The organism is Plantibacter flavus, assembly GCF_900177615.1.
Classification (GTDB): domain Bacteria; phylum Actinomycetota; class Actinomycetes; order Actinomycetales; family Microbacteriaceae; genus Plantibacter; species Plantibacter flavus.
The window spans coordinates 48,875-73,312 of sequence record NZ_FXAP01000004.1 but is presented as its reverse complement, the minus strand read 5'-3'; the positions used below and the strand labels follow the sequence as shown (position 1 = coordinate 73,312).

Here is a 24,438-nt window from a genome sequence, read left to right as displayed (position 1 = left end):
TCCGAAGAATTCACACTGGGGTATGTCATCGATGACATGAACGAGGTATGCTCGCCATGACATCGATGACATGGAGTCATCGTCGGAAGCCGACACGGACGTCGGAACCTGAACGGACACCGCCGTGCACCCTGCTGCGAACCTCGACTCGACCGCCGTCACCTCCGTGGCCTCGGATCGACTCGTCGCCGGCCTCGACCTCGGCAGCACCGGCGTCAAGATCCTCGTGACCGACGCCGACGGCGCCGAGGTCCTCATCCACCAGCTGCCCACCCCGTGGCTCGCCGGTCCAGGCGGCACGACCGTGATGGAGGCGGCGTCCCTCATCGCCACCGTCCGGGAGCTCCTCGACCACGTCGGCGTGGAACTCGCCGACCGGTTCGGGCCGGCCGCGCGGGTCCGGGCGCTCGCCGTCTCCGGCATGGGGGAGTCCGGAATCGTCCTCGACGCCGTCGGCCGGCCCGTCGCGCCCGCCATCGCCTGGTTCGACCCGCGCGGCGCCGAACAGCTCGTGGCCCTCCCGGCCGAGATCGCCGAGCAGTTCGCCGGTCGGACCGGCCTGCCGCTCGGCGTGCAGGTCTCGGTCATCAAGCTCCTCCACCTCCGTGACGCCGGGCTCGACCTCGCCGGAACGCGCTGGCTCAACCTGCCGGAGTACCTCGTCTCGGCCCTCGGCGGCGAGGAGGCCGCCGAGTACTCGCTCTCGTCGCGGACCGGCCTGCTCGATCAGGACACGGGTGAGCCGTGGCCCGAACTGCTCGACCACCTCGGCGTCGACGCGTCGTTCCTCCCACCGTTCACCGACGCCGGTGCCCCGCTCGGCGCAGCGAGCAGCCCGTGGGTGCCGCCGGTCTTCTCCGGTGCGGCCCTGACCGTCGCCGGCCACGACCACCTCGTGTCGGCCGTCTCCACCGGCTCGTTCCCCGCCGAGCGGTACCACGTGTCGATGGGCACGGCCGAGGTCCTGCTGCGACGCCTCGACGAACCACTCCCGTTCGCCGCCCGGGAGCGTCTTGCCGAGGTGTTCATCAACTGCGTCCGTCACGTCGTGCCGGGCACCTGGGTGCTCGTCGCCGGCGTCAAGACCGGCCTGCTCATGCGTCGCACCCTCCAGCTCGTCGGGGTGACCGACCGCGCAGGGCGCGACCGCCTGGACGACGAGATCATGGCGCTCCCGGCGGGCGGGCTGCTCGCCGACGGCGACGTCTCGGTCGCGGGCGCCCGGAACGACGACGGCGTCCTCAAGCTCACGGTCCGTGCCGACGGCGCAGGACCGGCCGAGATCTTCGAAGCGGTGCTCCGGCACGGCAACGACGAACTCGCCGTGCTCATCGCGGCGATGGACCGCGAGGTCGCCCCGGCCACCTCGGCGCTGCTCACCGGCGGCTGGGCCAGCATGCGGTCCGTGCAACGCGCCCGAGCGGCCGTCCTGCCCGGCGTGCAGGTGTCGCACCGGTCCCAGGACACCGCGTACGGCGCAGCCGTCTTCGCCGGGGCCCTCCTCGAACCCGCCATCTCCTCATCGCACCCCTGACCGACCGACCACCCGACGACCCAGACCGATCCTCCCCGGCGCGACCGCTGCCGGGGTCAGACCCCATCCGAAGCACAAGGAGCACCTCATGAACGCAGTAGCCACCAGGACCAACGAGCTGACGACGCTCGAACGCCGCGCCATGGCCACGATCAGCACCCCGGGCGGTGGCATGCTCATCGTCGCCGGCGACCAGCGCAACGGCATGAAGGCCGTCATGACCGACGCCCCGAACGGCGCGGCCGGCATCAGCCGTGACGAACTCGCCGAGGCCAAGAGCGACCTCGTCCGGTTCCTCGGCAACCACGCACCCGCCATCCTCCTCGACCCGGAGGTCGCCCTCCCGCTCGTCGTCGACGAGCGCACCCTCTCCCGCACGACCGGTCTCGTCGTCGGCATGGACTCCTCGGGCTTCGACACCGAGAACGGTCTGCGCCGGACGAAGTACGTCCCCGGCATGGACGCCCGCCGGGTCCGCGAACTCGGTGGCGACGCCGCCAAGATGCTCTTCTACCTGCGCTCCGACCAGCGCGAGGCCGAGCAGGTCGTCATCGACGAGATCGCCCGCCTCGTGGAGGAGTGCACCGCCGAGGGCGTGCTGCTCATCGTCGAGATCCTCGTCTACCAGCTCGACGGCGAGAGCGACGAGGCCTACGCCGAGATCTTCCCCGAGCTCGTGCGCGGTGCCGCGGAGATCTCCGTCGCCGCGGGTTCCAAGGTCCTGAAGCTCCAGTACCCGGGCTCCGCCGAGGCCGCCGCAGCCGTGACCGAGGCCGCCGCCGGTGTGCCGTGGGCAGTGCTCTCCGCCGGCGTCGACCACGAGACCTTCGTCGGCCAGGTCCGCACCGCGGTCGAGAACGGTGCCGGCGGCGCGATGGCCGGTCGTTCGCTGTGGAAGGATAGCCTTTCGATCTCGTCGGCGAAGCGTGAGGAACTGCTCACCAACCGTGCGCTGCCTCGCCTCCGTGAGCTCGAGCAGGTCATCGAGACCGCGCTCGCCGGTCGCTGACGGATCGCGGGCGGCGTCCTCGGTCGCCGCCCGCGTACCAGCCCGATCCGACCACGCCACCAAGGTGGAACCACCCGAGGAGCAGCCATGGCCACGATGCAGGACGTGGCGTCCCTCGCCGGAGTGAGCTCGAAGACGGTCTCCCGCGTGTTCAACGACGACCCGCACGTGCTCCCGGAGACGCGGTCGCGGGTCGAATCGGCCATGCGGGAGCTGAACTACGTCCCGAACGTCCTCGCGCGCACCTTCCGCGCCGGGCGGTCCTCCTCCGTGGGCGTCGCGGTCCCGGACGTCGTCGACCCCTTCTTCGCCGCGGTCGTCCGCGCCGTCGAGGAGGTCTGCTCCGTCTCGGGCATCACCACCCTCGTCACGAGCATCGGCGACGACCCGGCGCGCGAGCGTGCCGTGCTCGACTCGCTACTCCGCTCCCAGCTCATGGGGCTCGTCCTCGCGCCCGTCGCGGAGGACCAGTCCTGGCTCGCGCCATGGGCCGAGCACACACCCATCGTGTTCGTCGACCGCGCCCCCGGTGGGCTCGACGCCGACAGCTTCGTCGAGGACGACCACCGCGGCGCCTACCTCGCGACGAGGCACCTGCTCGAGCACGGGCACACCCGGGTCGCCTTCGTCGCCGACTCGGCGCACCCGCCGAGCACCCGTCGCCGGCTCGAGGGGTACCGTTCGGCGCTCGCCGAGAGCAGGATCGATCTCGACGACGCCCTCGTCAGCCTCGACGCGACGGACCGCGAACCGGCCGCCGCCGTGGTCGACGGTCTCCTCGGCCTCGCCTCCCCGCCGACGGCCCTGTTCTCGGCGAACGCGCGTGTGACGATGGCGCTCGTCCCCGCGCTGCGCTCACGGGGGATCGCCTCGCTCGGCTTCGGCGACTTCCCGATGGCCGACCAGCTCGATCCGGCGGTCAGCGTCATCGAACAGGACCCGGCACGACTGGGCCGCCTGGCCGCCACCCGGGCGCTCGCCCGCTTCGGTGACGCGGACGGCGAGCACGAGCGCAGCACCGTCGTCCCCGTCGGGCTCCTCCTGCGGGAGTCCTGCGGCTGTCACCTCACCGCGTGATCCCCCGGGCGGCGGATGTGCCCCGCGCCGTCGCTGCGTAGCGTAGGAAGCTGTTCGCGACCACGGGGGATCACATGCAGCGACCGGACGACACACCGACCGAGGGCGGCTGGGCGCCGATCGGACAGCCCGCGCCTGGACCGATCTGGACGACCCTCGCCGACGGATCACCGGCACCCGCACCGGCCGCGGGCCCGGTGATCGGTGCCGCCGGGCGGGCCGTGCTCGCGCAGCAGCCGGAGTCGGCGGCGGACCGCCAGCGCCGGCGCAACCGCGAGCTGGCCCCGATCCTGCCCGCCAGGGTCCCGTGGGTCGCCGTCACGGTCTTCACCGTGCTCGCCGTCGGCCTCGCCTGGCTCATCGCCGCACCGCTGTGGCTGTCGGGTGAGGGACTCGCGAACCCCTGGTTCCAGCTCATCGCCCTCGGCATGATGTACACCCCGACCATCGCCGCGCTCGTCGTGGTGCTGTTCGTGGCCCGGCCGAGGAGCATCCCGCGGCTGCTCGGACTCGCGCCGCTGCGTCCCCTCGGCCGGACCCTCGGGCTCTGCGCGGCGGCGCTCGTCGGGTTCCCCGTCCTCGCGTTCTGCTCCATGCTGCTCGGGCAGGCCATGGGGCTCATCGAGCTCGACCTCGTCGGCCTGTCCGGTCTCGCCGCCATCATGACCGCCTCGGGCGCCGGCGAGCTCGGGCGGGACGAGCTCACCACGGTCGCCCTGGTCCAGCTCCTCACCCTGCCCCTCGGCGTCCTGGTGGCATCGCTGTCCGCGTTCGGGGAGGAACTCGGTTGGCGCGGCTGGTTGCTGCCGAACCTCCTGCCGCTCGGCACCTGGCCCGCGCTCCTGATCTCCGGGGCGATCTGGGGCGTGTGGCACGCACCGCTCATCCTCCTCGGCTACAACTACCAGCGGACCGACGTCCTCGGCCTGCTCCTCATGGTGGGCTGGTGCATGCTGCTCGGCGTCCTCATCGGCTGGTTGCGGCTCCGCTCGGCCTCGGTGTGGCCGGCGGTGATCGCCCACGGCGCGGTGAACGCCGCCGTCGGGGCACTGCTGCTGTTCGCCAGCCCGACGTCGATGCAGGACACCGGCAGTGTGTTCGGCACCCTGCTCGGCTGGCCGGGCTGGATCCTCCTCGCAGCGACGGCGCTCATCCTGGTCGTCACTGGCCAGTTCGGCAAGCGTGCGGTGCCCGGACTGCGTGGCTCGGAGGTCGCCTCGCCCGTGAGCTGATCCTCCGACGCATGCGCGCCGTGTATGAGTCGCACCGGGCAGGCTGCTTGTCCGCCGCTTCGACGCTTGGTGCACTGGGACGATGCGCAGACCCGATCTCCCCGATCTCCCCGAGGCATCCGTCCGCCCACGTGCCGCCCACGCTCGCCGTCACGGCGGTGGGGCGAGCGCACGGGTCCGCCGTCGGCGCCTCATCGTCGGCATCGCAGGCGGGCTCGTGCTCGCGCTCCTCGGGGGTGTCGGTGCGCTCGCGCTGCGACTGCAGGGCAACCTCAGCTCCGAGGCCATCGCCGCCCCGACCGGACGTTCGACCGACCCCGCGCAGCCGGGCGCGCCGGACCCGGCGATCAACGTCCTCCTCCTCGGCTCCGACAGCCGTGACCTCGCGGTCGGCGACTACGGCGAGGACACCGGCACCAAGCGCAGCGACGCGATGGTGCTCGTGCACGTGTCCGAGGGCAACACCCGGATCGACGCGATGCAGATCCCGCGTGACACACTGACCGACCTGTCGATGTGCGCGGACACCGGGCGGGGGACGCCCGACGACTACGGGATGGTGAACGCGGCGTTGAACTCGGGGGCCGCCTGCTCGGTCGCCGCAGTGCAGGCGATGACCGGTGTGCCGATCGACCACTTCGTCGAGCTCGACTTCAGTGGTTTCCAGGCGATCGTCAACGGCATGGACGGGCTGGCGGTGTGCCTGCCGGAGGATATGGAGGACCCCTATTCGAACCTCGCGCTGCCCGCCGGAGCGCAGGTCATCGACGGGACGCAGGCGCTCGCGCTCGCCCGCACCCGGCACGCGGTGGGTGACGGCAGCGACATCTCGCGCCTCGGCAACCAGCAGATGGTGATGTCCGCGATCGTGCAGCGGGCGCTGAGTGCCGAGGTGCTCACCCGGCCGGACCGCCTCATCCGCTTCCTGGACGCGGTCACCTCCTCACTCACCGTCGACACCGCGCTCGGCGACCTCGCGAGCCTGACCTCCCTCGCGCACCGGGTCTCGCAGGTGCCGGCGTCGGCCATCACCTTCCTGACGATGCCGTGGACCGAGGCGCCGTCGGACGCCAACCGTGTCGTCCCGAGCGACGACGCGGCGACCGTCTTCTCGAGCCTCGCCACCGATGTCCCGGTGCCGATCGCGGGAGCAGCTGATGCGTCCCCCGCCGAGCCGGTCACCCCGGTCGAACCGGTGCGGGTCGAGGCGGTCAGCGTCCTCAACGGCTCGCAGACGAACGGGGTCGCGACGGCGACGGCCGACCGGCTGACCGCCCTCGGTTACACCGTCGCGTCGATCGGCGACGCGGAGACGGACACGCCGGTCACGGTCCTGCTCGCGCGCGACTCGGACGCGGCTCGGGCGACGGCTGCCTCCCTCGCCCAGGAGTTGGGGATCACGGTCGTCGTGAGCGGCGAACCAGGGCCGGACGAGGAGGACGTCGTGCTCGTCATCGGCGACGACTTCGCCTCACTGTCCCCGCCTGCCGCGCCGGCACCCGTCGAGGTCGAGTCCCGCAACGCCGCCGCGGACCTCTGCGGCTGACGCGGGGCGTCGTCAGTCGCCGGGTGGGACCCGCTCCGCCAAGCGGAGGAAGGCACTCACGGCGGGTGTCCCGAGGCTGTCGTGGCGCACGAGCAGGCCGATGCCCCTTGTGACCGGTGTCGGGAACCGGCGGACCCGGGCGCCGTTGGCCGCCGCCCAGTCGGCGAGCCGCTCGGGGACCACGGTCAGCCCGACGCCGGCGGTCGCGAACCGCGTGAGCGCGTCGCGCTGGGTGGTCACGATCACCCGCGGTGGCTGCACGCCGAAGCGGGCGTAGGCCTCGTCCGTCACGGTGCGCATCGACGTCCCGCGCGGGAGGGTCACGAGGGTGTGAGCAGCCAGCTCGTCGCCGGTGATGGTCGGCGGCGTGTGCTCGGCCTCGCGCTCGGCGACGGTCCTGAGGCCGGGGAGGACGATCGCGAACCGCTGTTCCTCGAGGAGCCGCACCTCGACACCGGGGCCGGCGGTGGCGACATCGGCCACGCCGAGGTCGATGCGCCCGAGGTCGACGGCCTCGAGCAGTTCGGCGGAGTCGACGGCGCCCGTGACCTCGATGCGGACGTCGGGGTGCGCGGCGTGGAACCGGGCGACGAGCTCCGGGACGTGGGTCGCCACGAGCGAGGGGAGCGCGCCGATCCGGAGCGTACCGGCGGTGAGTGCCTGCTGGGCGTCGGCGAGTGCGCGGAGCCCGTTCGCCTCCTGGAGCATCCGCCTCGCCGGGCCGAGCACGGACCGTCCGGCGTCGGTGACCTGCATGCGCCGACCGACCCGGGTGAAGAGGGCGAGCCCGAGGTCGGTCTCGCACCGTTGGATGCGTCTCGTGAGCGAGGGCTGCGAGATCCGGAGGACGTCGGCCGCTGCGGCGTACGAGCCGTAGTCCACGACCGCGACGACCGCCTCCAATTGCTCCAGGTTCATGCGTCGTGGGTCCGGATCATGCCTCCACGCTACCGACACCTGCTGGAGATGCCTGGGCGCCGGGGTTCACCCCGCAGCAGGACGCGTCGCCGCGGAAGCTCCTGCCCCGGGGCGGATCTCCTGCCGGTGCCTACCGAGCGCAGGCTGTGAACACCTGGGCGGGGTCGTCGGCCGTCCGGAGGTCGCGGTCGCGCAGGATCGTGGAGAACGGGACCTGCGGATCGGCGCACACCTCGTCGAAGGTGCCGCGCAGGTCGTCGGTGTACTCGATGTCCAGCACGGCGCCTCCGTACACCTCGGTGTAGGTGGCGCACTCGTCGAAGCGATGGCACTCCTCCGCGACGGCGAAGTCGAACCCGACGTCGTCCCGACCACGCGTGCCCAGCTCGGCGGCGTTCTTCTGCCCGATGAGGAGGCCCGCGTCGTGGGCGAGGTCGGCGTACCGGGTGGCGAGGGCGATCGCGTCCTCAACGGTGAGTCGACCGTCGGACCGGGTGTACGAATCGAGGTTGTCGATCTCGACGGCGTCGAAGCCGGCCTCCGCGCAGCGGGTGATGCTCGCACCGACCCGCTCGGCGATGCGCGCGCGACGGTCGTCGGTGGAGAGGTCGAAGATGAGTTCGTCGGGCCAGTTCTCGTCGATGACCGGTTCACCGGCGTCGTCGGTGAGGACGAGGTCCGGCTCGGCGAGCCAGGCGTCGCGATCGGCCGGCTGACTCTGGAAGCCGTTGACGTAGCAGATGGAGTACCGGTCGGGGTCGGGGGAGTCGGTGCTGTCGCGAGCGACGCCGCCCACGCCGGCCGCCGGCTCGTAAGCCCCACCCAGCTGGTAGTCGAAGACGACGTCCGTGGGGAACCCACCCGCTGAGTGGGCCGGTCCGGTGTCGGAGCTCGCACCACTCGGGAAGGTGGAGCAGCCGGCGGCGGTGACCGCGAGCAGGAGGGCGGCGCCCGCCGCGATGAGCAGATGCGCGCGACGGGGGAGACGGGTCATGTCTCCACCCTAGGTCGCGGTCCCGTCCCGGGGCCGCCGCTCAGCCGGTACCGTTGGGGGCATGAAGTATCTGGTGTTGTTCTCCGCGGGTGCCGCGCTCATCGTGCTCGGGGTCGTCTTCGCGTTGCTCCTGGAGCTACCGGTCGGGTTCCGGATCGCCGGGCTCGTCGCCATGCTCCTCGGCACCGTCGTCATGGGTGTGAACATCGGTCTCCAGTTCTTCGACCGCCGCAAGGAGCGCGCACGTCGGCTCTGAACCACGACGGCGCAACCACCCGACCCCGTCGGTTCCCCGGCGTTACCCTCGATGGAACCCACCTCCACTGAGGCGGGACGACGACAACCCGGAGGCATCGTGGCGCGCGCGCTCTTCATCATCGACGTACAGAACGATTTCACCGAGGGCGGTGCGCTCGGCGTGAACGGCGGCGAGGCCGTCGCCGCGGGGGTCACGCAGCTGTTGGCCGAGCACGGGGACGAGTACGCGCACGTGTTCGCCTCACGCGACTGGCACGACGCCGAGGGCGACAACGGCGGTCACTTCGCGACGGGTGAGCCCGACTACGTGACGAACTGGCCGGTGCACTGCGTCGCGGGCAGTGCAGGCGCGGAGTACCACCACGCGCTCGACACCAAGAGCGTCGACACCCACATCAGCAAGGGCCAGGGCGCCCACGGATACTCGATCTTCGAGGGCGTGACGCCGGAGGGGCTGAGCCTCGACGAGGTCCTCACGGATGCCGGCATCACGGAGGTCGACGTCGTGGGCCTCGCGACCGACTACTGCGTCCGCCGGAGTGCGCTCGACGCCATCGAGCACGGCCTCCAGGTCCGCGTCCTCGCAGGTCTCGTCGCGCCCGTCGACCCTGCCGCCGGGGATGTGGCGCTCGCCGAGATCACCGAAGCCGGGGGAGTCGTCGTCCCCGCCTGAACTCTGTCCCCGGCCGCCCGACGCGGATAGTAAGCTAGCTGCATATTATTCGGAGCAGGGCGAGAACGGGGCGCGCGCATGACGCACGGACGACACGGCGGAACGCAGACGGACGCGGACACCCGGCCGCGGCCGCGGGACCGTGCGGGTGCGCCGCGGTGGCTGCGGGTCGTGCTCCCCGCGGTCCTCATCCTCCTCTGGCTCACGGCCGCCGGCGTCGGTGGTCCGTACTTCGGCAAGGTGAGCGAGGTCGCGACCAACGACCAGACGAGCTTCCTCCCCGCGAGCGCGGACGCGACCGAGGTGCAGACGGCACTCGACGGGTTCCGGGAGGGTGACGACATCCCGGCGCTCGTGTTGTTCGTCCGCGACGGCGGGATCACCGACGAGGACCGGGCGGCGATCGACGACGAGCTCTCGGCACTCTCCTCCACCGAGGGCGTCGCCGACGGCGTCTCGCCGGCCATCCCCTCCGAGGACGGCGACGCGGTCGAGGTCTTCGTCCCGATCAGCGGCGACGCGGAGGTCGGCGACGTCGTCGAGGCCCTCCGTGCACAGCTCGCCGAAGCGGCCCCGACCGGCCTCGACGTCTTCGTCACCGGCCCGGCAGGGTTCACGGCCGACCTCACCGACGCCTTCGCCGGCATCGACGGCATCCTCCTCCTGACCGCGCTCGGCGCCGTCTTCCTCATCCTCATCGTCGTGTACCGCTCGCCGGTCCTCCCGTTCCTCGTGCTCGGCACCTCGCTGTTCGCCCTCTGCACCGCACTCCTCACCGTGTGGTGGCTCGCGAAGGCCGGTGTCGTCCTGCTGAACGGCCAGGTGCAGGGCATCCTCTTCATCCTCGTGATCGGTGCGGCGACCGACTACTCGCTGCTCTACGTCTCGCGGTACCGGGAGGCGCTCCGCGACCACGAGCGGCGGTGGGATGCGACGTGGGCTGCGCTCCGCGGATCGTTCGAGCCGATCGTCGCGTCGGGCGGCACGGTCATCGCCGGACTGCTCTGCCTGCTGCTCAGCGACTTGAACTCGAACAAGGCGCTCGGGCCGGTCGCCTCGATCGGGATCGTCTTCTCGGTCCTCGCGGCGCTCACCTTCCTGCCCGCGCTCCTGCTGGCCTGCGGTCGCACCTCGTTCTGGCCGCTGCGCCCGAAGGTCGGGAGCGAGCACCGTGTGCGCGCCTCGTCGACCGACGACACCGCCGTGCCGACCACCGGTCTGTGGGGTGGGATCGCCCGCCTCATCTCCCGCCACGCCCGCGTCGTCTGGATCGGGAGCACCCTGCTCCTCCTGGTCGCGAGCCTGGGGGTCTTCCAGCTCAAGGCGGACGGCGTCGCCCAGAGCGACCTCATCCTCGGCACGTCCGAGGCCCGTGACGGTCAGGCGGCTCTCGGCGAGCACTTCCCGGCCGGCTCGGCGAGCCCCGTGTACGTCCTCACGCAGGAGGGTGACGCCGCGCAGGTCATCGGCATCCTCGAGGAGGCGGACGGTCTCGACAGCGTCCAGGTGCTGTCGAGCGATTCCGCGACCGGCACCGCGGACGCGACGGTGAGCGACGGGGAGGCGGTGTTCACGGCTCCCGCCGCGGGCCCCCCGGGGACCCCGGTGGCGTCGGCCGAACCGACGGTCGACGACGGCCGCATCCTGCTCCAGGCGACGCTCGACGCGGCCCCCGACTCGACGACGGCGGAGGAGAGCGTGCGACAACTGCGCTCGACCCTCGACGCCGAGGTCGGCTCCCACACGCCGGTCGGCGGCGTCACGGCGACCGCCATCGACTCGAACGACGCGTCCATCCACGACCGGAACCTCATCATTCCGGTGGTGCTCGCGGTCATCCTCCTCATCCTCATGCTGCTGCTCCGCTCGGTGCTCGCCCCGGTCCTGCTGATCCTCAGCGTGGTGGTATCCTTCGGGGCGGCCCTCGGGGTCTCCGCGCTCGTGTTCAACCACGTGCTCGGGTTCCCGGGCGCGGACCCGAGTGTGCCGCTCTACGGCTTCGTCTTCCTCGTGGCGCTCGGGATCGACTACAACATCTTCCTCATGACGAGGGTCCGCGAGGAGTCGCTGCGGGTCGGAACGAGGGCCGGCGTGCTGCGGGGGCTGGCGATCACGGGCGGCGTGATCACCTCGGCCGGACTCGTGCTCGCGGCCACGTTCGCGGCGCTGGGCGTCATCCCGATCCTGTTCCTCGCGCAGATCGCGTTCATCGTGGCGTTCGGGGTCCTCCTCGATACGATCATCGTCCGGACGCTGCTCGTCCCAGCCCTCAGCCACGACATCGGGAGCGCCATCTGGTGGCCGTCGAAGCTCGCGAAGGGTCGTGTCGAGCACCGGCACGCGGCCTGACCGAGGCGGTCGAGGGAGGACTGCTCCCGGTCACCGAGCTCCCCTCCGGTCACTGAGTGCCCCTTCCGGTCACTGAGTGCCCCTTCCGGTCACTGAGCTTGTCGAAGTGCCCCGGACAGCTACCCCCGCTCGGCGAGGAACTCCAGCACGGCGTCCTTGAACGCCCGCGACGAGACCGCGTTGAAGTGCTCCCGGCCGGGCAGCCCCACGTAGCGGGCACCGGCGGCTCCGGCGAGCCGCCGACTCCCGGCGGCGACCGCGTCGTCGTCTCCGGTCACGAGCAGCATCGGCAGTGGCGGTACCTCGGCCGTGCTCGGCTGTGGTCCTCCGCGGAGGCCGTCCACCAGGGCGATGAGCGCCTCCACGTCGTTGCCCGGCACCCCCTCGGCCATCGTCACGTACGTGTCGGTGAGGGCGTGCGTGATCGTCGTCCCGGTCCGCACGTGGTGACGGGCCGCCTCCAGGTCGAAGTCGCGGAGCGAGTCGCCCTCGGGGAGACCGCCGAGGCTGAGGGACCGCACGCGGTCGGGGTGCCGGACGCCCAGCCGCCAGCCCACCCGGGAACCCAGCGAGTACCCGAGGTAGTGCGGCTCGTCGATGCCGTAGGCGTCGAGGACGCACAGGACGTCGTCGACGAGGACGTCGAGTCGGTAGGCGGCAGCATCCGTCGGTTTGTCGGATGCTCCGTGACCGCGTTGGTCGAGGGTCAGCAGACGGTACCCGGCGCGCGTCAGCGTGCGTGTCCACCCGGAGAGGTCCCAGTTGAGTCCGGCGCTCGAGGCGAAGCCGTGAACCGCGACGATCGTGCCGAGGTCGCCGGTGCCCGGAGCCGGTTCGTGGAGGTACGTCGCGATCCGGATGCCGTCCGTCGACATGACGTAGGTGGGCGCGGTCGGGGCAGGCTGAGGAAGCACCCGTCAACGATACCCGCGGTGGCGCCGCGCAGGCTCAGTCGACGGCGACCGGCCGTGGTCCCTGCTGCATCATCTCGGAGAGGTACGGGGCGACGACGCTCGTGGAGATGCGGCAGTCGAGCAGCAGGACGCCCTGCGCCCCGGCGTGGACCCAGTCGGTGAGTCCGTCGAGGTCCGCCAGCGTGTCGATCGTCACGCCCTGGCCACCCAAGGCCCGCGCGAGGGCGGCGAAGTCGACCTCGTCGATGAGCATCGGGGCCTGGTCGAGCCCGCGCGAGCCGTACTGGTGGACCTCGGCTCCGTAGGCGGCGTCGTTGAAGACCACGATCACGCCGCTCGGCACCGTGCGGATGACGGTGTCGAGGTCGGGGAGCGCCATGAGGCCGCCGCCGTCGCCGGTGCAGAGGACGGTGGTGCCCGTGTGCCCGGCAGCGGCGGCACCGACGGCACTCGGGAACCCGAGTCCGATCGACTGGTACGCGGTCCCGACCATGACGAGGCGGTCGGGGGAGGGGATGTCGAAGTACATCGGCGCCCAGCCGATGAAGTGGCCGCCGTCCTGCACGACCGTGCGGTCGGCCGGGAGCAGCTCGTCCAGTCGGTGCGCGAGGCTTCGTGGGTCGAGGCGCCCGTCGGCGCACAGTCCGTCGCCGGACGAGCCGTCACCCGGGTCGCGGTCGAGGTGCGGTGCTGGGCGGGCGCGACCGGCCGACGCGACCCATCCGGACCCCGCGCCGTCGGCGAGCCGTTCCAGGAGACCTGCGGCAGCGAGGGCCGCGTCACCGTGGATGAGCTCGTCGACCCTGGCGTTCGTCGGGGCGTCGGCGAGGTCGACCTGGATGACGTGCGCATCGGGGGAGAAGGCCTCGCCGAACCGCATCGTGAACTGGTTGAGACCGGCGCCGACGACGAGCACGACGTCCGCTTCGGCGATGCGTGTCGCGGCGTGCTCCGTCGCGAAGCCGCCGGCCACCCCGAGATCACGGGGGCTGGAACCGAAGAGACCGCGTCCGAGCGCCGTGGTCGCGGTGTGGGCGTCGAGCCGCTCGGCGAGCTCGCCGAGGACGGGTCCGGCGTCGGCCAGCCAGGCTCCGCGCCCGGCCAGGATGAGCGGACGGTGCGCGCTGCGCAGGGCGGCCGCGGCGGTGTCCAGACGCCGCGCGACGGGCTCCACGCGGGACGGCCGGACGAGCGCCGGGTGGTGCGGTGTCCCGTCCGCCCGCAGCGGTTCGTCGGACGCAACGGCGGCGAGGTCGTAGGGGATCGCGAGCACGACCGCGGTCCGGCGGTGGACGGCGTGCTCGATGGCACGCAGCGTGGTCGCGGTGGCGTCGTCACGACCGACGGTGAAGGTCGGCGCACCGAGCCCGGCGGCGATCTGGAACTGGTCGACGTCCCACGGGCGGGCGCCGGTGGTCGGGGCGTCGCCCACGACGAGGATCAGCGGGATCTGGGCCATCACCGCCTCCGCGAGCGGCGTCAGCGTGTTGGTGAATCCGGCTCCGTAGGTCGCGGTCGCGGCAGCGAGGCCGCCGCCCGCGCGGGCGTAGGCGTCGGCTGCGGCGACGCCCCCGGCCTCATGGCGCATGGCGGTGAAGCGGGTCGGGGTCGCGGCGAGGGCGTCGAGGAGGTGCGCGTTGCCGTTGCCCATGACGCCGAACACCTCGGAGACATGGCGGCTGAGTGCCTGGGCCACCCGAGCGGAGACGGTGGAGGAGCGGATCGACGTGGGAACGGTCGACGAAGCGTGTTCGGACATGGGAGACCTTCGAGAACGTGGACGGATGGGATTCCGTGTGTGTCTCGCCGGTGCTGGCCGCGCTATCGCCCTTTTTTCGAGCAACGACCCCGTGCTGCGGAGTCTGACGAGCACACTCTACTCCGCGGCGACCGCGCTGCACAGTGCGGCCGCGACAGCATCCGCTCCACATCCGTGACGCCTGCCGGACAGTCGGACCCGGGTTCGACTGAGGCTTGCTCCATGACCCACATCGTGCAGGCCAATGCGGCCGAAGACCTCCTCGCCCTCATCCCCGGACTCGTCGGAAGCACTCCGAGATCGAGTCTCGTCGTCGTCCTGTTCGCGGGCCGTCACAGCCGCGGCGCACTCCAGGTGCACCTGCCGGCCGGAACGGACGTCGACCGGCAGGTGGCGGACGCCGCCGCGGAGCGCGCCCTCGGATTCGTCTGCCGGGCCCCGGGCGTCGACGCCATCGTGCCGGTGGTCTACACGGACGACGCGTTCGGAGCCGGGGCGGAGCCGCCGGGCAAGACCATCGCCGACGCGGTCCTCCAGCTGGCGAACGCACAGGGGTTCACGGTCAAGGACGCGCTCTGCTCGGCCGCTGACGGCTGGGGCTCCTACCTCGACCCTGGACTCCCCGCCGGAGGGCGGTCGCCTGCGATCGTGGCCTCGGCGGCGGTCCCGCCGGTCCCACCGCTCCCCTGGGAGCTCGTCACGACCGAGGTCCCGTCGGTGGACGTGGCGACGTTCGCAGCCGTCGACCTCGAGTACCGGGTGCTCTGCGCTCGACTGGCCTCCATGCTCGACGCGGCCGCCGATCACGCCCGCACGACCTGGCGGATCGACGTCGGAGACGCCGTGGAACGACTCGACGGCCTTCCTGCGGTCTTCGAGGACGCGCTCGCACGCGGCATCGAGGCGATGACCGCTCGGGAGGTGGCCTTCCTGTTGCTGAGCCTGTCACGTCCGTGGGCGAGTGATCTCGCACTCATGCAGTGGGCGTTCGGGCGCGAGCTGGGCGAGGAACTCGACGACGCCGAACGCGCGTACGGGCATCTGCCGGTCGGGACGGACGACCCGGAGGTGTTCCACCGGGTCGCCCACCTGCTGGTCGGCGACGGACCGCATCCCGACGTCCAGCGCATCCGGGCGGCGAGCAGCCTGCTCCTCGGCGTCGCGGCGCGAGCGTCGGAGTCGGCACGCGTCGCGCCGCTCGCCATGCTCGCCTGGCTGTCGTGGGCGCTCGGTCAGAGCACGCGCGCGGCCGCCTTCCTCGCTGAGCTGATCGACGAGGAGCTGGACCACCCGCTGGCGGCGACCGTCGGGTCGCTGATCCGCCAGGGGCACCTCCCGGCCTGGGCGTTCTGCAGCACCCCGGGAACACGCGACGGCGTCGCCGCCCCCGGCGATCAGCCAGCCGCGTGACGCTCGAGGAAGTCGTAGACCTCGGAGTCGTCGACGCCGGGGAAGGTGCCGCTCGGCAGCGGGGAGAGGATGTGGGTGTGCAAGCGGGCGCTCGGCCAGGCCTGCTCCCGCCACTTGTCGGCGAGGTCCGACGGTGGTCGACGGCAGCAGGTCGGGTCCGGGCAGGTGGAGACCGCACGCGTCGTGGTCTCCCGTCCACGGAACCATTTCGCCTCGCCCCAGGGCACGCCGACCGAGATCGAGAACTCCCCGGCCTCGGTCGTGCCGGTCTGGGTCGCGCACCAGAAGGTACCGGCCGGGGTGTCGGTGTACTGGTAGAGCTCCGTGGTGCGGTTCGTCCGCGCGAAGGCGTTCCGAGCGCTCCACTTCCGGCACACGATCTGGCCCTCCACCGCCCCCGTCACGTCGACGGGCAGCGGCAGCGCATCGTTCTCATAGGCCTTCGAGATCGCCCCGTCCTCGGAGACCCGCAGGAAGTGCAGGCGCATGTCGAGCCGGGCGGTCGCCAGGTTGGTCAGGCGCAGCGCCGCGGCCTCATGGGTGACCCCGAAGGCGTCACGGAAGTCCTCGACGGCCAGGTTGCGATCGCGCTTGGCCTGCTGCAGGAACGACACCGCCGCCGTCTGCGGCATGAGCGCCGCCGCCGCGAAGTAGTTGATCTCGAGCCGTTGCCGGAGGAACTCCGCGTAGCTCGTCGGACGCTGATGCCCGAGCAGGCGGTGCGCCATCGCCTGCAGGGCCATGGATCGCAGGCCGTGCCCGCCGGGGATCGACGCCGGTGGCAGGTAGATGCGCCCGTTCTCGAGATCGGTGACGCTGCGGGCGGAGTGCGGCAGGTCGTTGACGTAGATGAGGTCGAAGCCGAGCTGTTCCGCCATGATGCTCACCGTGCGGTGGGTGAGCGCGCCGGTGCTGTGCCCGGCACGCAGCACGCGCGACTCGGCGAGTTCCTCGATCTCGGGCAGGTGGTTGTCGCGCTCCCGCATCCACTCCCGCAACTCGGTGTTGGCACGCCGCGCCTCCTCCGGGGTCGCGATCGCCTCGCTCGCGTGCCGCTGCAGTTCGCGGTGCAGGCCCACGAGTGCGCGGAGGGCCTCGTCCGGGATGCCCTTCGACGGCTTGACGATCGGCAGGGTCAACTCGCCGTAGAGTGCACTGCGTTGGAGCCGATCCAGCTCGATCTCCAGCGCCGCGCGGGGGTTCGGCGCCTCCTTCGACAAGAGGTCCGTCAGGTCGACCCCGAGCGCGGTCGTCAGCTCCTGCAGGACCGACAGCTTCGGCTCGCGCTTCCCGTTCTCGATGAGGGAGAGCTGGCTCGCCGCCAGCCCGACCCGTTCACCGAGGTCGTCGAGGGTGAGGCCTCGCCGGGTCCGGAAGTGCCGGATCCGATGGCCGAGCGTGAGGAGTTCGGCGGCGGCGGTCGATGCGGGAGTCGGCGTCATTCCTTCACCGTATCGAAAGAACCGTGATTCTTGAAGGGTGAAAGACCATGAAGATCGTCCGAAACAGGCGCATGGTGGCTCTACGACCACTTCTTGACCGTCCCACCAACGCCGGAGGAACGCATGTCCATCGCAGCACTGATTCCCGACACCGCACCCGCTCCCGCCGCCCGCGCGGAGCTCCGAGCGGTGCCGCGCCCGAAGCGGAGCGGCCTCGCCGAGCTGCACGCCTGGGTCGACGAACTGGCGGCTCTCCTGGAGCCGTCCGCGATCCACTGGGTCGACGGCTCCGCGAGCGAGTCGCACCGGCTCACCCACCAGCTCGTCGAGGAGGGGAAGCTGATCAAGCTCAACCCGGAGTGGCGGCCGAACAGTTTCCTCGCCCGCAGCGATCCGCGCGACGTCGCGCGCGTCGAGGACCGCACCTTCATCTGCTCCGAGCAGGAGGAGGACGCCGGCCCGACGAACAACTGGCGGGATCCCGCAGCGATGCGCGACGAACTGCACGGGGTCTTCGCCGGCAGCATGCGCGGCCGCACGATGTACGTCGTGCCGTTCTCGATGGGCGCGGTCGGTGGGCCGCTCTCGCAGCTCGGCGTGCAGATCACCGACTCGGCGTACGCGGTCCTCAGCATGGGCATCATGACGCGGATGGGCGACCGCGTCCTCGAGCTCATCGCCGACGGACAGCCGTGGGTCCGGACCGTCCACTCGGTCGGCGCTCCGCTCGAAGCAGGGCAGGCCGACGCGGTCTGGCCGTGCAACGACACCAAGTACATCGTCCAGTTCCCGGAGACTCGCGAAGTGTGGTCGTTCGGCTCCGGCTACGGCGGGAACGCACTCCTCGCGAAGAAGTGCTTCGCGCTGCGGATCGCCTCGGTCATCGGACGCGACGAGGGCTGGTTGGCCGAACACATGCTGCTGGTCCGGGTCGTCTCGCCGGAGGGCCGGGCGTTCCACATCGCCGCCGCGTTCCCCTCGGCCTGTGGCAAGACCAACCTCGCGATGCTGCGGCCGACGATCCCCGGGTGGACGGTGGAGACCCTCGGCGACGACATCGCGTGGATCCGGCCCGGCGACGACGGCCGGCTGTACGCCATCAACCCGGAGGCCGGCTTCTTCGGGGTCGCACCCGGCACGGGCGCCGGCACGAACGCGACGGCCGTCGACACCCTGTGGGGCAACACGATCTTCACCAACGTCGCGCTCCGCGACGACGGAGACGTCTGGTGGGAGGGGCTGACCCCCGAGCCGCCCGCCCACCTCGTCGACTGGCAGGGGCAGGACTGGACGCCCGAGTCGGGGCGCCCGGCGGCCCACCCGAACTCGCGGTTCACCGTCGCGGCGGCGCAGTGCCCGTCGATCGCCGACGACTGGGACGCCGCCGACGGCGTTCCCCTCGACGCGATCCTCTTCGGTGGGCGCCGTGCCACGAACGTGCCGCTCGTGGTCGAGGCCAGTAGCTGGGAGCACGGCGTGTTCATGGGGGCGACGATCTCCTCCGAGCAGACCGCCGCCGCCGAGGGCACGGTCGGGGAGCTCCGCCGCGACCCCTTCGCGATGCTCCCGTTCTGCGGCTACAACATGGCGGACTACTGGAGTCACTGGCTCCGGGTGGGCGGTGCGCTCGAGCACGGCAAGGCGCCGCGGATCTTCCAGGTCAACTGGTTCCGGAAGGACGCCGACGGCTCCTTCTTGTGGCCTGGCTTCGGCGAGAACTCGCGGGTCATCGAGTGGATCGTGCGGCGGCTCGAGCACGAGGTCGACGCACGGGAGTCGGCGATCGGCCGGTTGCCCGTCCTCGACGAGCTGAACCTCGACGGCATCGATGTGCCCGAGGCCGACCTCGACGCCCTGTTCGCCGTCGATCGCGAGTCCTGGCTCGTCGAGTGCGACCTCACCGAGTCCTTCTTCGACACCTTCGGCAGCCGGGTCCCGGCCGCCCTCCGCGCGGAACTCGCCGCCCTGCGCTACCGCCTCCGATCCTGATGCTCGTCCTCCATTCGCCCAGTTTTGGGCGAATGGAGGTTCGTGCGCCCAAAGATGGGCGAACGGACCGGCGACCAGGACGCTCCACAGGCCGGAGATCGCGGCGGTAGGTCGATGCGAGGAGGGCGCGCCGGTCGCGGACCGACCGATCGCGCGACGATCGAAGCATGACGCCGACTGATCTACCCGATCACCAAGCCTTCTCCGTCCGCTCGGCGTTGGAGCAGGGCGTCTCTCCGGAGCGCCTCCGCACGACGCGTGTTCCAGCACCGTTCCCGGGGGTTCGGAGCTTCGCTGCACCGCGCAGGGGAGCGGACCTGCCTCCCGAACATCGTCATCTCGCGCACCTGGAGCTGTGTCGGGCGTACGCCCAGCGAATGGCACCGGCGCAGTTCTTCTCGCACCTGTCGGCCGCGCACCTCCTGGATGCTCCGCTCCCGGCGCGGCTGCGCTGGGACGAGGTGCATGTCGGCGTCCGGCCGCCGGACCGAGCGCCCAGGGTCGCCGGGGTCGTCGGCCATCGCTTGGCGGGCCTCTTCGGCGATCCGATCCTCGTTGAGAGGCTCGCGGTCGTGAGTCCCGCCGACATGTGGTGCCAGCTCGGACCGAGTCTCAACATCGATGAGCTGGTCGCGGTCGGAGATCATCTGGTCCGTGAGCGTGGTGCCTCCGGGCGCTGGCTCCACCAGCGCCTTCCAGCGCTCTGCTCGCTCGACGACCTCGCAGCGGCGCTCAGTGGATCCCGTCATGTCGGCGCGGGGGCACTCCGTGCCGCACTCCCGCAGATCCGCGCTGGTTCCGAATCGCCGAAGGAGACGGAACTCCGACTCGCCTTCGTTCGCGCCGGTCTCCCGGAGCCGGTGCTCAATCACGAACTGCGCGATCGCTGGGGGAGATTCATCGCACGTCTCGACCTCGCCTACCCGGCGTATCGCGCAGCGTTCGAGTACGACGGGCGCCAGCACGCCACCGACCCGGGTCAGTTCGCGAAGGACGTCGACCGGATCCATGCCGTCACCAGACTCGGATGGTCCCACGACCGCTTCCTCGCACATCACCTGCAGGCGGGTGCCGCCGTCGCGGTCGACCGAGCGCGCGAGCGCCTCATCGCGGCAGGATGGCGCCCGTGACCCCGTTCATTCGCCCATGTTTGGGCGACGGAGCACTCGTTCGCCCAAACATGGGCGAATGAACCGACGTCAGACGAGGAGCTGGTGCTTCGCGAGTTCGCGGTAGAGCGGGACCTCGGTCACGAGGTCGCTGTGGGTGCCGACGCCGACCACCCGACCCTCCTCGAGGACGACGATCTGATCGCTGTCGACGACGGTCGAGAGCCGGTGAGCGATGACGATGAGTGTGCGTCCCGTCGCGACCGCATCGATGGCTTCGCGCATCATCTGCTCGTTGACGCCGTCGAGGCTCGAGGTCGACTCGTCCAACAACAGGATCGGGGGAGCCGCGAGGATGGCGCGCGCGATGGCGAGGCGTTGCCGCTCGCCGCCCGACAACATGATGCCGTCCTCGCCGACCGGAGCGGCGAGACCGAGCGGGTTGCGGTCGAGGACCCCGCCGAGGTTGACCGCGTGCAGCACGCGCTCGCAGTCGGCGTCGCTCGCATCCGGCGATGACAGCAACAGGTTGTCGCGCAGCGTGCCGGCGAGGACCGGGGCGTCCTGTTCCACGTACCCGATCTGGTCCCGGAGCTCGGCGCGGGGGATCGTGCGGATGTCGACGCCGCCCAGGCGGATGGCACCGGCCGTCGGATCGTAGAACCGTTCGATGAGCCCGAGGATGGTGCTCTTGCCGGCGCCGGACGGTCCGACGAGCGCCGTGCGTCTGCCCTGCATCGCGGCGAACGACACCCCACGGAGCACCTGACGACCGAGCGCGGACTGCGCCTCGGTGAGTCGGGCGGCGTCGGCGGCGACGACCTCCGGTGCGCTGGTGCCCTCAGTCAGCGCCTCGGTCGCGAGCGCCTCCGCTGCGGCCCGTTCGCGCTCGATGACCGCCGCGTCCGGGTAGGCGAACTCGACGCCGTCGAACTCGATCGCCGGAGCGGACGCTGAGGCGGTCCCGGGACGTCCGACCCGCGCGGCGATGGCCGCGTCGTCGTCGCCCTCGTCGGGCAGGTCGAGGATCTCCTGGATCCGGCCGAGCGCTCCGAGCGCCTGGTTGACGCTCGTGATCGCGCCGAAGGCCTGGCCGAGCGGCATGATCATCATGAACAGGAAGAGGATGAACGCGACGAGACTCGCGATGGTGATGGCCCCGGACGCGACCCGGAACCCGCCGACGCCCAGGACGACCAGGAACGAGGTCTGCATGGCGATGCCGGCGACCGGGACGACCAGCGAGGAGATCTTCGCGATCCGCACGCCGACGCCGTAGACCTCCTTGGCCACGCCGTCCACCGCGTCGATCTCGCGGTCGGTCGCGTTGGACGCCCGGATGGTGCGAATGGAGCTGATGGCGCGCTCGACCGCGGCGGCGAGCTCGCCCACCTTGGTCTGCTGCTCGCGGCTGGCGACGCGGATGCGTCCGCTCAGCGCGACGACCACGACGACCGAGACGATGACGACGAGGAGGGTGAGACCCAGCAGGACGGGGTCGATGATCGCCATGGCGATGAGTGCGCCGATGAAGGTGATGGCACCGCCGACGGCGTCCACGAAGCCCTGCGTCAGGACGGCGTAGAGCATGGTCGTGTCGCTGCCGACCCGCGAGACGAGGTCGCCCGTCCGACGTGTGTCGAACTGGCTGATCGGCAGCCGGAAGATGCGCGCGATCAGCTGGCGCCGGGAGGAGTAGACGACCCCGGTGCCGGCGCGCTGCAGGAGGTAGTGCTGGTACCCGCTGATCACGCCGGAGACCACGACGAGCCCGACGAGGAGCCACGCCAGGTTGCCGAGCGAGCGGCCCGCCTCGACGACCCCGATCACCTGGCTGACGATGAGCGGCTGGGCGAGTGACGCGGCCGCTCCGATGACGCTCAGGATGATGACGACGATGAGGATCGAGCGGTGCTCGAAGATGTACGGCATGAGCTGTTTGAGGCTCGCGCGGGGACCGTCGTCCTTCGGTCGGCTGAACGGGTTGCGGCTGCGTGCCGGGCGCGCTGGGGTGCTCATGGTGCTCTTCCTCCGAGGTGCGGTGCGCGGCTCCGAGACGTCCATGGCGACGGCGCACCGTGGTTCAACTCTAGGCGACGGTCGCACGCGCCGAGCCCGAAGCCGACGCGCCGACCGCGGACGCACCGAGGGCCGGTGCGCGGAGACGTCCTCCACGTACCGGCCCTCGGTGATCGCCTCGATCAGGCGTCGATGTCGACGTCCTTGGTCTCCTTGGAGACGATGAGGGCGACGAGCGTGATCAGGGCCATCGCCGAGAGGTAGACGCCGACCCAGAACGGGCTGCCGCCGCCGGCGCTCCACAGCGCGACGGCGATGAACGGTGCGACCGCGGCGCCGAGGATCGACGACACGTTGTACGAGATGCCCGACCCGGTGTATCGCACGTTCGTGGGGAACAGTTCGGGCAGCAGGGCGCCCATCGGTCCGAAGGTGAACCCCATGAGGCTGAAGCCGATGATGAGCCAGATCATGACCCCGGTGAACCCGGCGCCGAGCAGCGGGACCCAGACGAGCCCGAACACGAGGATCGCGCTCGTCACGACGATGAGCGTCTTGCGGCGTCCGTACTTGTCGGCGAAGGGGCCGGACACGAGCGTGAAGATCCCGAAGAAGACCACGCCGGCGATGAGCATGAGGACGAAGGTCGTGTAGCTGTAGCCGAGCCCCGCGACCGGGGCGTCGAGTGGCGCACGGCCGTAGCTCAGCGAGAACGTCGTCATCAGGTAGAAGAGCACGTAGGTGGCGAGCATGAAGAAGGTGCCGAGGAGCAGCTTGCGCCAGTGCAGCTTGACGACGCTCGCGAGCGGCGACCGCTGCACCTTGCCCTGCTCCTTGGCGTTCGTGAACGCGTTGCTCTCGACGAGGCGGAGACGGACCCAGAGTCCGACGATCACCATGACGACGGAGAAGAGGAACGGGATGCGCCAGCCCCACTCGAGGAAGGCCTCGGACGGCATGGACGGGTCGTCGCTCGGGAGGATCGCCGCGATGATCAAGAAGAGTCCGTTGGCGATGATGAAGCCGATCGGCGCGCCGAGCTGCGGGAACGTGCCGAAGAGGGCGCGCTTGCCGGCCGGGGCGTTCTCCGTCGCCACGAGCGCGGCACCGGACCATTCACCGCCGAGCGCGAAGCCCTGACCGATGCGGAGGGTCACGAGGAGCAGCGGGGCGACCCAGCCGACGAGCTGGTAGGTCGGCAGCAGGCCGATGAGGAAGGTCGCGATCCCCATGGTGAGGAGGGCGCCGACGAGGGTCGCCTTCCGACCGCGCTTGTCGCCGAGGTGCCCGAAGATGACGGCACCGACGGGTCGGGCCACCATCGCGGCGCCGAACACGGCGAAGGAGGCGAGGAGACCCGCGGTCGGGTCCTCGCTCGGGAAGAAGAGGTGCGGGAAGACGAGGACGGCGGCCGTCGCGTAGACGTAGAAGTCGTAGAACTCGATCGTCGTGCCGATGAGGCTGGCGAGGACGACGCGAGATCGCGGATTGACCGGGGTCTTGGTGACTGGGGTTGCTTCGAGAGACATGCGTGCGCGTTTCGGTTCGGGAATGGACGCCGTCGAAGCATCAGCACCGGTCGCGCACGCCCGCCGACGACGGCAGGATCAGAGGTTCGCCCGCTTGTGGCAGGACCATGACACTGTACGCCGAAGTGCGGCATTCCGGTATTCGGTTGTCCGGACGGGCGTATACCGCTACCGGAATGCCACGTGACGCGCCCTCGGTCGGGTCAGCCGCGCAGCTCGCGGAGGACGACCGCGGTGGCGACGGCGGCATCGGCGGCTTCAGCGCCCTTGTCCTCCTTCGACCCGGGCAGCCCTGCGCGGTCGAGCCCCTGCTTCTCGTCGTCGAGGGTGAGGACGCCGAAGCCGACGGGCTTGCCCGTCTGGATGCTGACCTGCGTGAGGCCGCTCGTCGCAGCGTCGGAGACGTACTCGAAGTGCGGCGTGCCGCCACGGATGATCACCCCGAGTGCGACGACCGCGTCGGCCCCGGCCTCGAGGGCGGCCTTCGCGACGACCGGGAGCTCGAAGCTTCCGGGGACCCGCACGAGACGGTGGTTGGCACCGCTCGCATCGAGGGCCTTGACGGCTCCGGCGATGAGACCGTCGGTGATGGTCTCGTGCCAGGTGCCGGCGATGACGACGATGTCGAGGCCGGTGCCGTCGACGCTGATGGTGGGGGATCCTTCGCCGCTCATGCG

General features: G+C 71.1%; 19 protein-coding genes. 11 read left to right on the top strand and 8 right to left on the bottom strand.

Annotation, left to right across the window (positions count from 1 at the left end; translation table 11 throughout):
- The first annotated feature begins 124 nt into the window (after positions 1-124).
- From B9Y95_RS12930 to B9Y95_RS12910, 5 genes are all read left to right on the top strand, one after another.
- Positions 125-1,534: an FGGY-family carbohydrate kinase gene (locus tag B9Y95_RS12930; RefSeq protein WP_200811414.1), complete on the top strand. Its 1,410-nt coding sequence runs from the start codon at positions 125-127 to the stop codon at positions 1,532-1,534.
- 88 nt (positions 1,535-1,622) lie between these two features.
- Positions 1,623-2,543: a hypothetical protein gene (locus tag B9Y95_RS12925; RefSeq protein ID WP_197479028.1), complete on the top strand. Its 921-nt coding sequence runs from the start codon at positions 1,623-1,625 to the stop codon at positions 2,541-2,543.
- A gap of 87 nt (positions 2,544-2,630) precedes the next feature.
- Complete coding sequence (locus B9Y95_RS12920) at positions 2,631-3,620, top strand: LacI family DNA-binding transcriptional regulator (RefSeq protein ID WP_085512274.1); 990 nt, start codon at positions 2,631-2,633, stop codon at positions 3,618-3,620.
- A 74-nt stretch (positions 3,621-3,694) separates the two neighbouring features.
- Positions 3,695-4,852, top strand: a complete 1,158-nt coding sequence (locus tag B9Y95_RS12915; RefSeq protein WP_085512273.1) for a CPBP family intramembrane glutamic endopeptidase — start codon at positions 3,695-3,697, stop codon at positions 4,850-4,852.
- 82 nt (positions 4,853-4,934) lie between these two features.
- Positions 4,935-6,398, top strand: coding sequence for an LCP family protein (locus B9Y95_RS12910; protein ID WP_085512272.1), 1,464 nt, complete (start codon positions 4,935-4,937; stop codon positions 6,396-6,398).
- 12 nt (positions 6,399-6,410) lie between these two features.
- Here the strand turns inward: B9Y95_RS12910 and B9Y95_RS12905 are convergent, their stop codons facing one another.
- Both B9Y95_RS12905 and B9Y95_RS12900 read right to left on the bottom strand, forming a co-directional pair.
- Complete coding sequence (locus tag B9Y95_RS12905; protein WP_085512271.1) at positions 6,411-7,316, bottom strand: LysR family transcriptional regulator; 906 nt, start codon at positions 7,314-7,316, stop codon at positions 6,411-6,413.
- Between the two features lie 130 nt (positions 7,317-7,446).
- Positions 7,447-8,310, bottom strand: coding sequence for an endo alpha-1,4 polygalactosaminidase (locus B9Y95_RS12900; protein WP_085512270.1), 864 nt, complete (start codon positions 8,308-8,310; stop codon positions 7,447-7,449).
- A gap of 61 nt (positions 8,311-8,371) precedes the next feature.
- Between B9Y95_RS12900 and B9Y95_RS12895 the strand changes: the two genes are divergently transcribed.
- The 3 genes from B9Y95_RS12895 to B9Y95_RS12885 all read left to right on the top strand — a co-directional run bounded on the left by B9Y95_RS12895 (position 8,372) and on the right by B9Y95_RS12885 (position 11,590).
- A complete protein-coding gene (locus tag B9Y95_RS12895; RefSeq protein ID WP_079707354.1) occupies positions 8,372-8,566 on the top strand; it encodes a hypothetical protein in 195 nt (64 codons plus the stop codon).
- A 99-nt stretch (positions 8,567-8,665) separates the two neighbouring features.
- A complete protein-coding gene (locus B9Y95_RS12890) occupies positions 8,666-9,241 on the top strand; it encodes an isochorismatase family protein (RefSeq protein WP_085512269.1) in 576 nt (191 codons plus the stop codon).
- A gap of 78 nt (positions 9,242-9,319) precedes the next feature.
- A complete protein-coding gene (locus tag B9Y95_RS12885; RefSeq protein ID WP_085512268.1) occupies positions 9,320-11,590 on the top strand; it encodes an MMPL family transporter in 2,271 nt (756 codons plus the stop codon).
- A gap of 119 nt (positions 11,591-11,709) precedes the next feature.
- On the opposite strand, the gene B9Y95_RS12880 is transcribed toward B9Y95_RS12885, so the two are convergent.
- Positions 11,710-12,504: an alpha/beta fold hydrolase gene (locus tag B9Y95_RS12880; RefSeq protein WP_234994102.1), complete on the bottom strand. Its 795-nt coding sequence runs from the start codon at positions 12,502-12,504 to the stop codon at positions 11,710-11,712.
- A gap of 34 nt (positions 12,505-12,538) precedes the next feature.
- A complete protein-coding gene (locus B9Y95_RS12875; RefSeq protein ID WP_085512266.1) occupies positions 12,539-14,263 on the bottom strand; it encodes a thiamine pyrophosphate-binding protein in 1,725 nt (574 codons plus the stop codon).
- Between the two features lie 222 nt (positions 14,264-14,485).
- Between B9Y95_RS12875 and B9Y95_RS12870 the strand changes: the two genes are divergently transcribed.
- Positions 14,486-15,673, top strand: coding sequence for a DUF4192 family protein (locus tag B9Y95_RS12870; RefSeq protein WP_159453404.1), 1,188 nt, complete (start codon positions 14,486-14,488; stop codon positions 15,671-15,673).
- Here B9Y95_RS12870 and B9Y95_RS12865 read toward each other — a convergent pair.
- A complete protein-coding gene (locus B9Y95_RS12865; protein ID WP_064294809.1) occupies positions 15,658-17,115 on the bottom strand; it encodes a helix-turn-helix transcriptional regulator in 1,458 nt (485 codons plus the stop codon). The two genes, B9Y95_RS12870 and B9Y95_RS12865, sit on opposite strands and share 16 nt — an antisense overlap.
- 123 nt (positions 17,116-17,238) lie before the next feature.
- Here B9Y95_RS12865 and B9Y95_RS12860 point away from each other — a divergent pair, with 123 nt between their 5' ends.
- Both B9Y95_RS12860 and B9Y95_RS12855 read left to right on the top strand, forming a co-directional pair.
- Complete coding sequence (locus B9Y95_RS12860; protein WP_085512265.1) at positions 17,239-19,104, top strand: phosphoenolpyruvate carboxykinase (GTP); 1,866 nt, start codon at positions 17,239-17,241, stop codon at positions 19,102-19,104.
- A gap of 377 nt (positions 19,105-19,481) precedes the next feature.
- On the top strand, positions 19,482-20,234 hold the full coding sequence (locus tag B9Y95_RS12855) for a hypothetical protein (RefSeq protein ID WP_085512264.1): 753 nt from the start codon (positions 19,482-19,484) through the stop codon (positions 20,232-20,234).
- Between the two features lie 69 nt (positions 20,235-20,303).
- On the opposite strand, the gene B9Y95_RS12850 is transcribed toward B9Y95_RS12855, so the two are convergent.
- The 3 genes from B9Y95_RS12850 to ribH all read right to left on the bottom strand — a co-directional run bounded on the left by B9Y95_RS12850 (position 20,304) and on the right by ribH (position 24,435).
- Complete coding sequence (locus B9Y95_RS12850) at positions 20,304-22,232, bottom strand: ABC transporter ATP-binding protein (RefSeq protein WP_085512870.1); 1,929 nt, start codon at positions 22,230-22,232, stop codon at positions 20,304-20,306.
- 182 nt (positions 22,233-22,414) lie between these two features.
- Entirely contained in the window at positions 22,415-23,761 is a 1,347-nt protein-coding gene (locus tag B9Y95_RS12845; RefSeq protein ID WP_085512263.1) for an MFS transporter, read from the bottom strand.
- A 203-nt stretch (positions 23,762-23,964) separates the two neighbouring features.
- Entirely contained in the window at positions 23,965-24,435 is a 471-nt protein-coding gene (ribH, locus tag B9Y95_RS12840) for a 6,7-dimethyl-8-ribityllumazine synthase (protein WP_064294813.1), read from the bottom strand.
- Positions 24,436-24,438 lie beyond the last annotated feature (3 nt).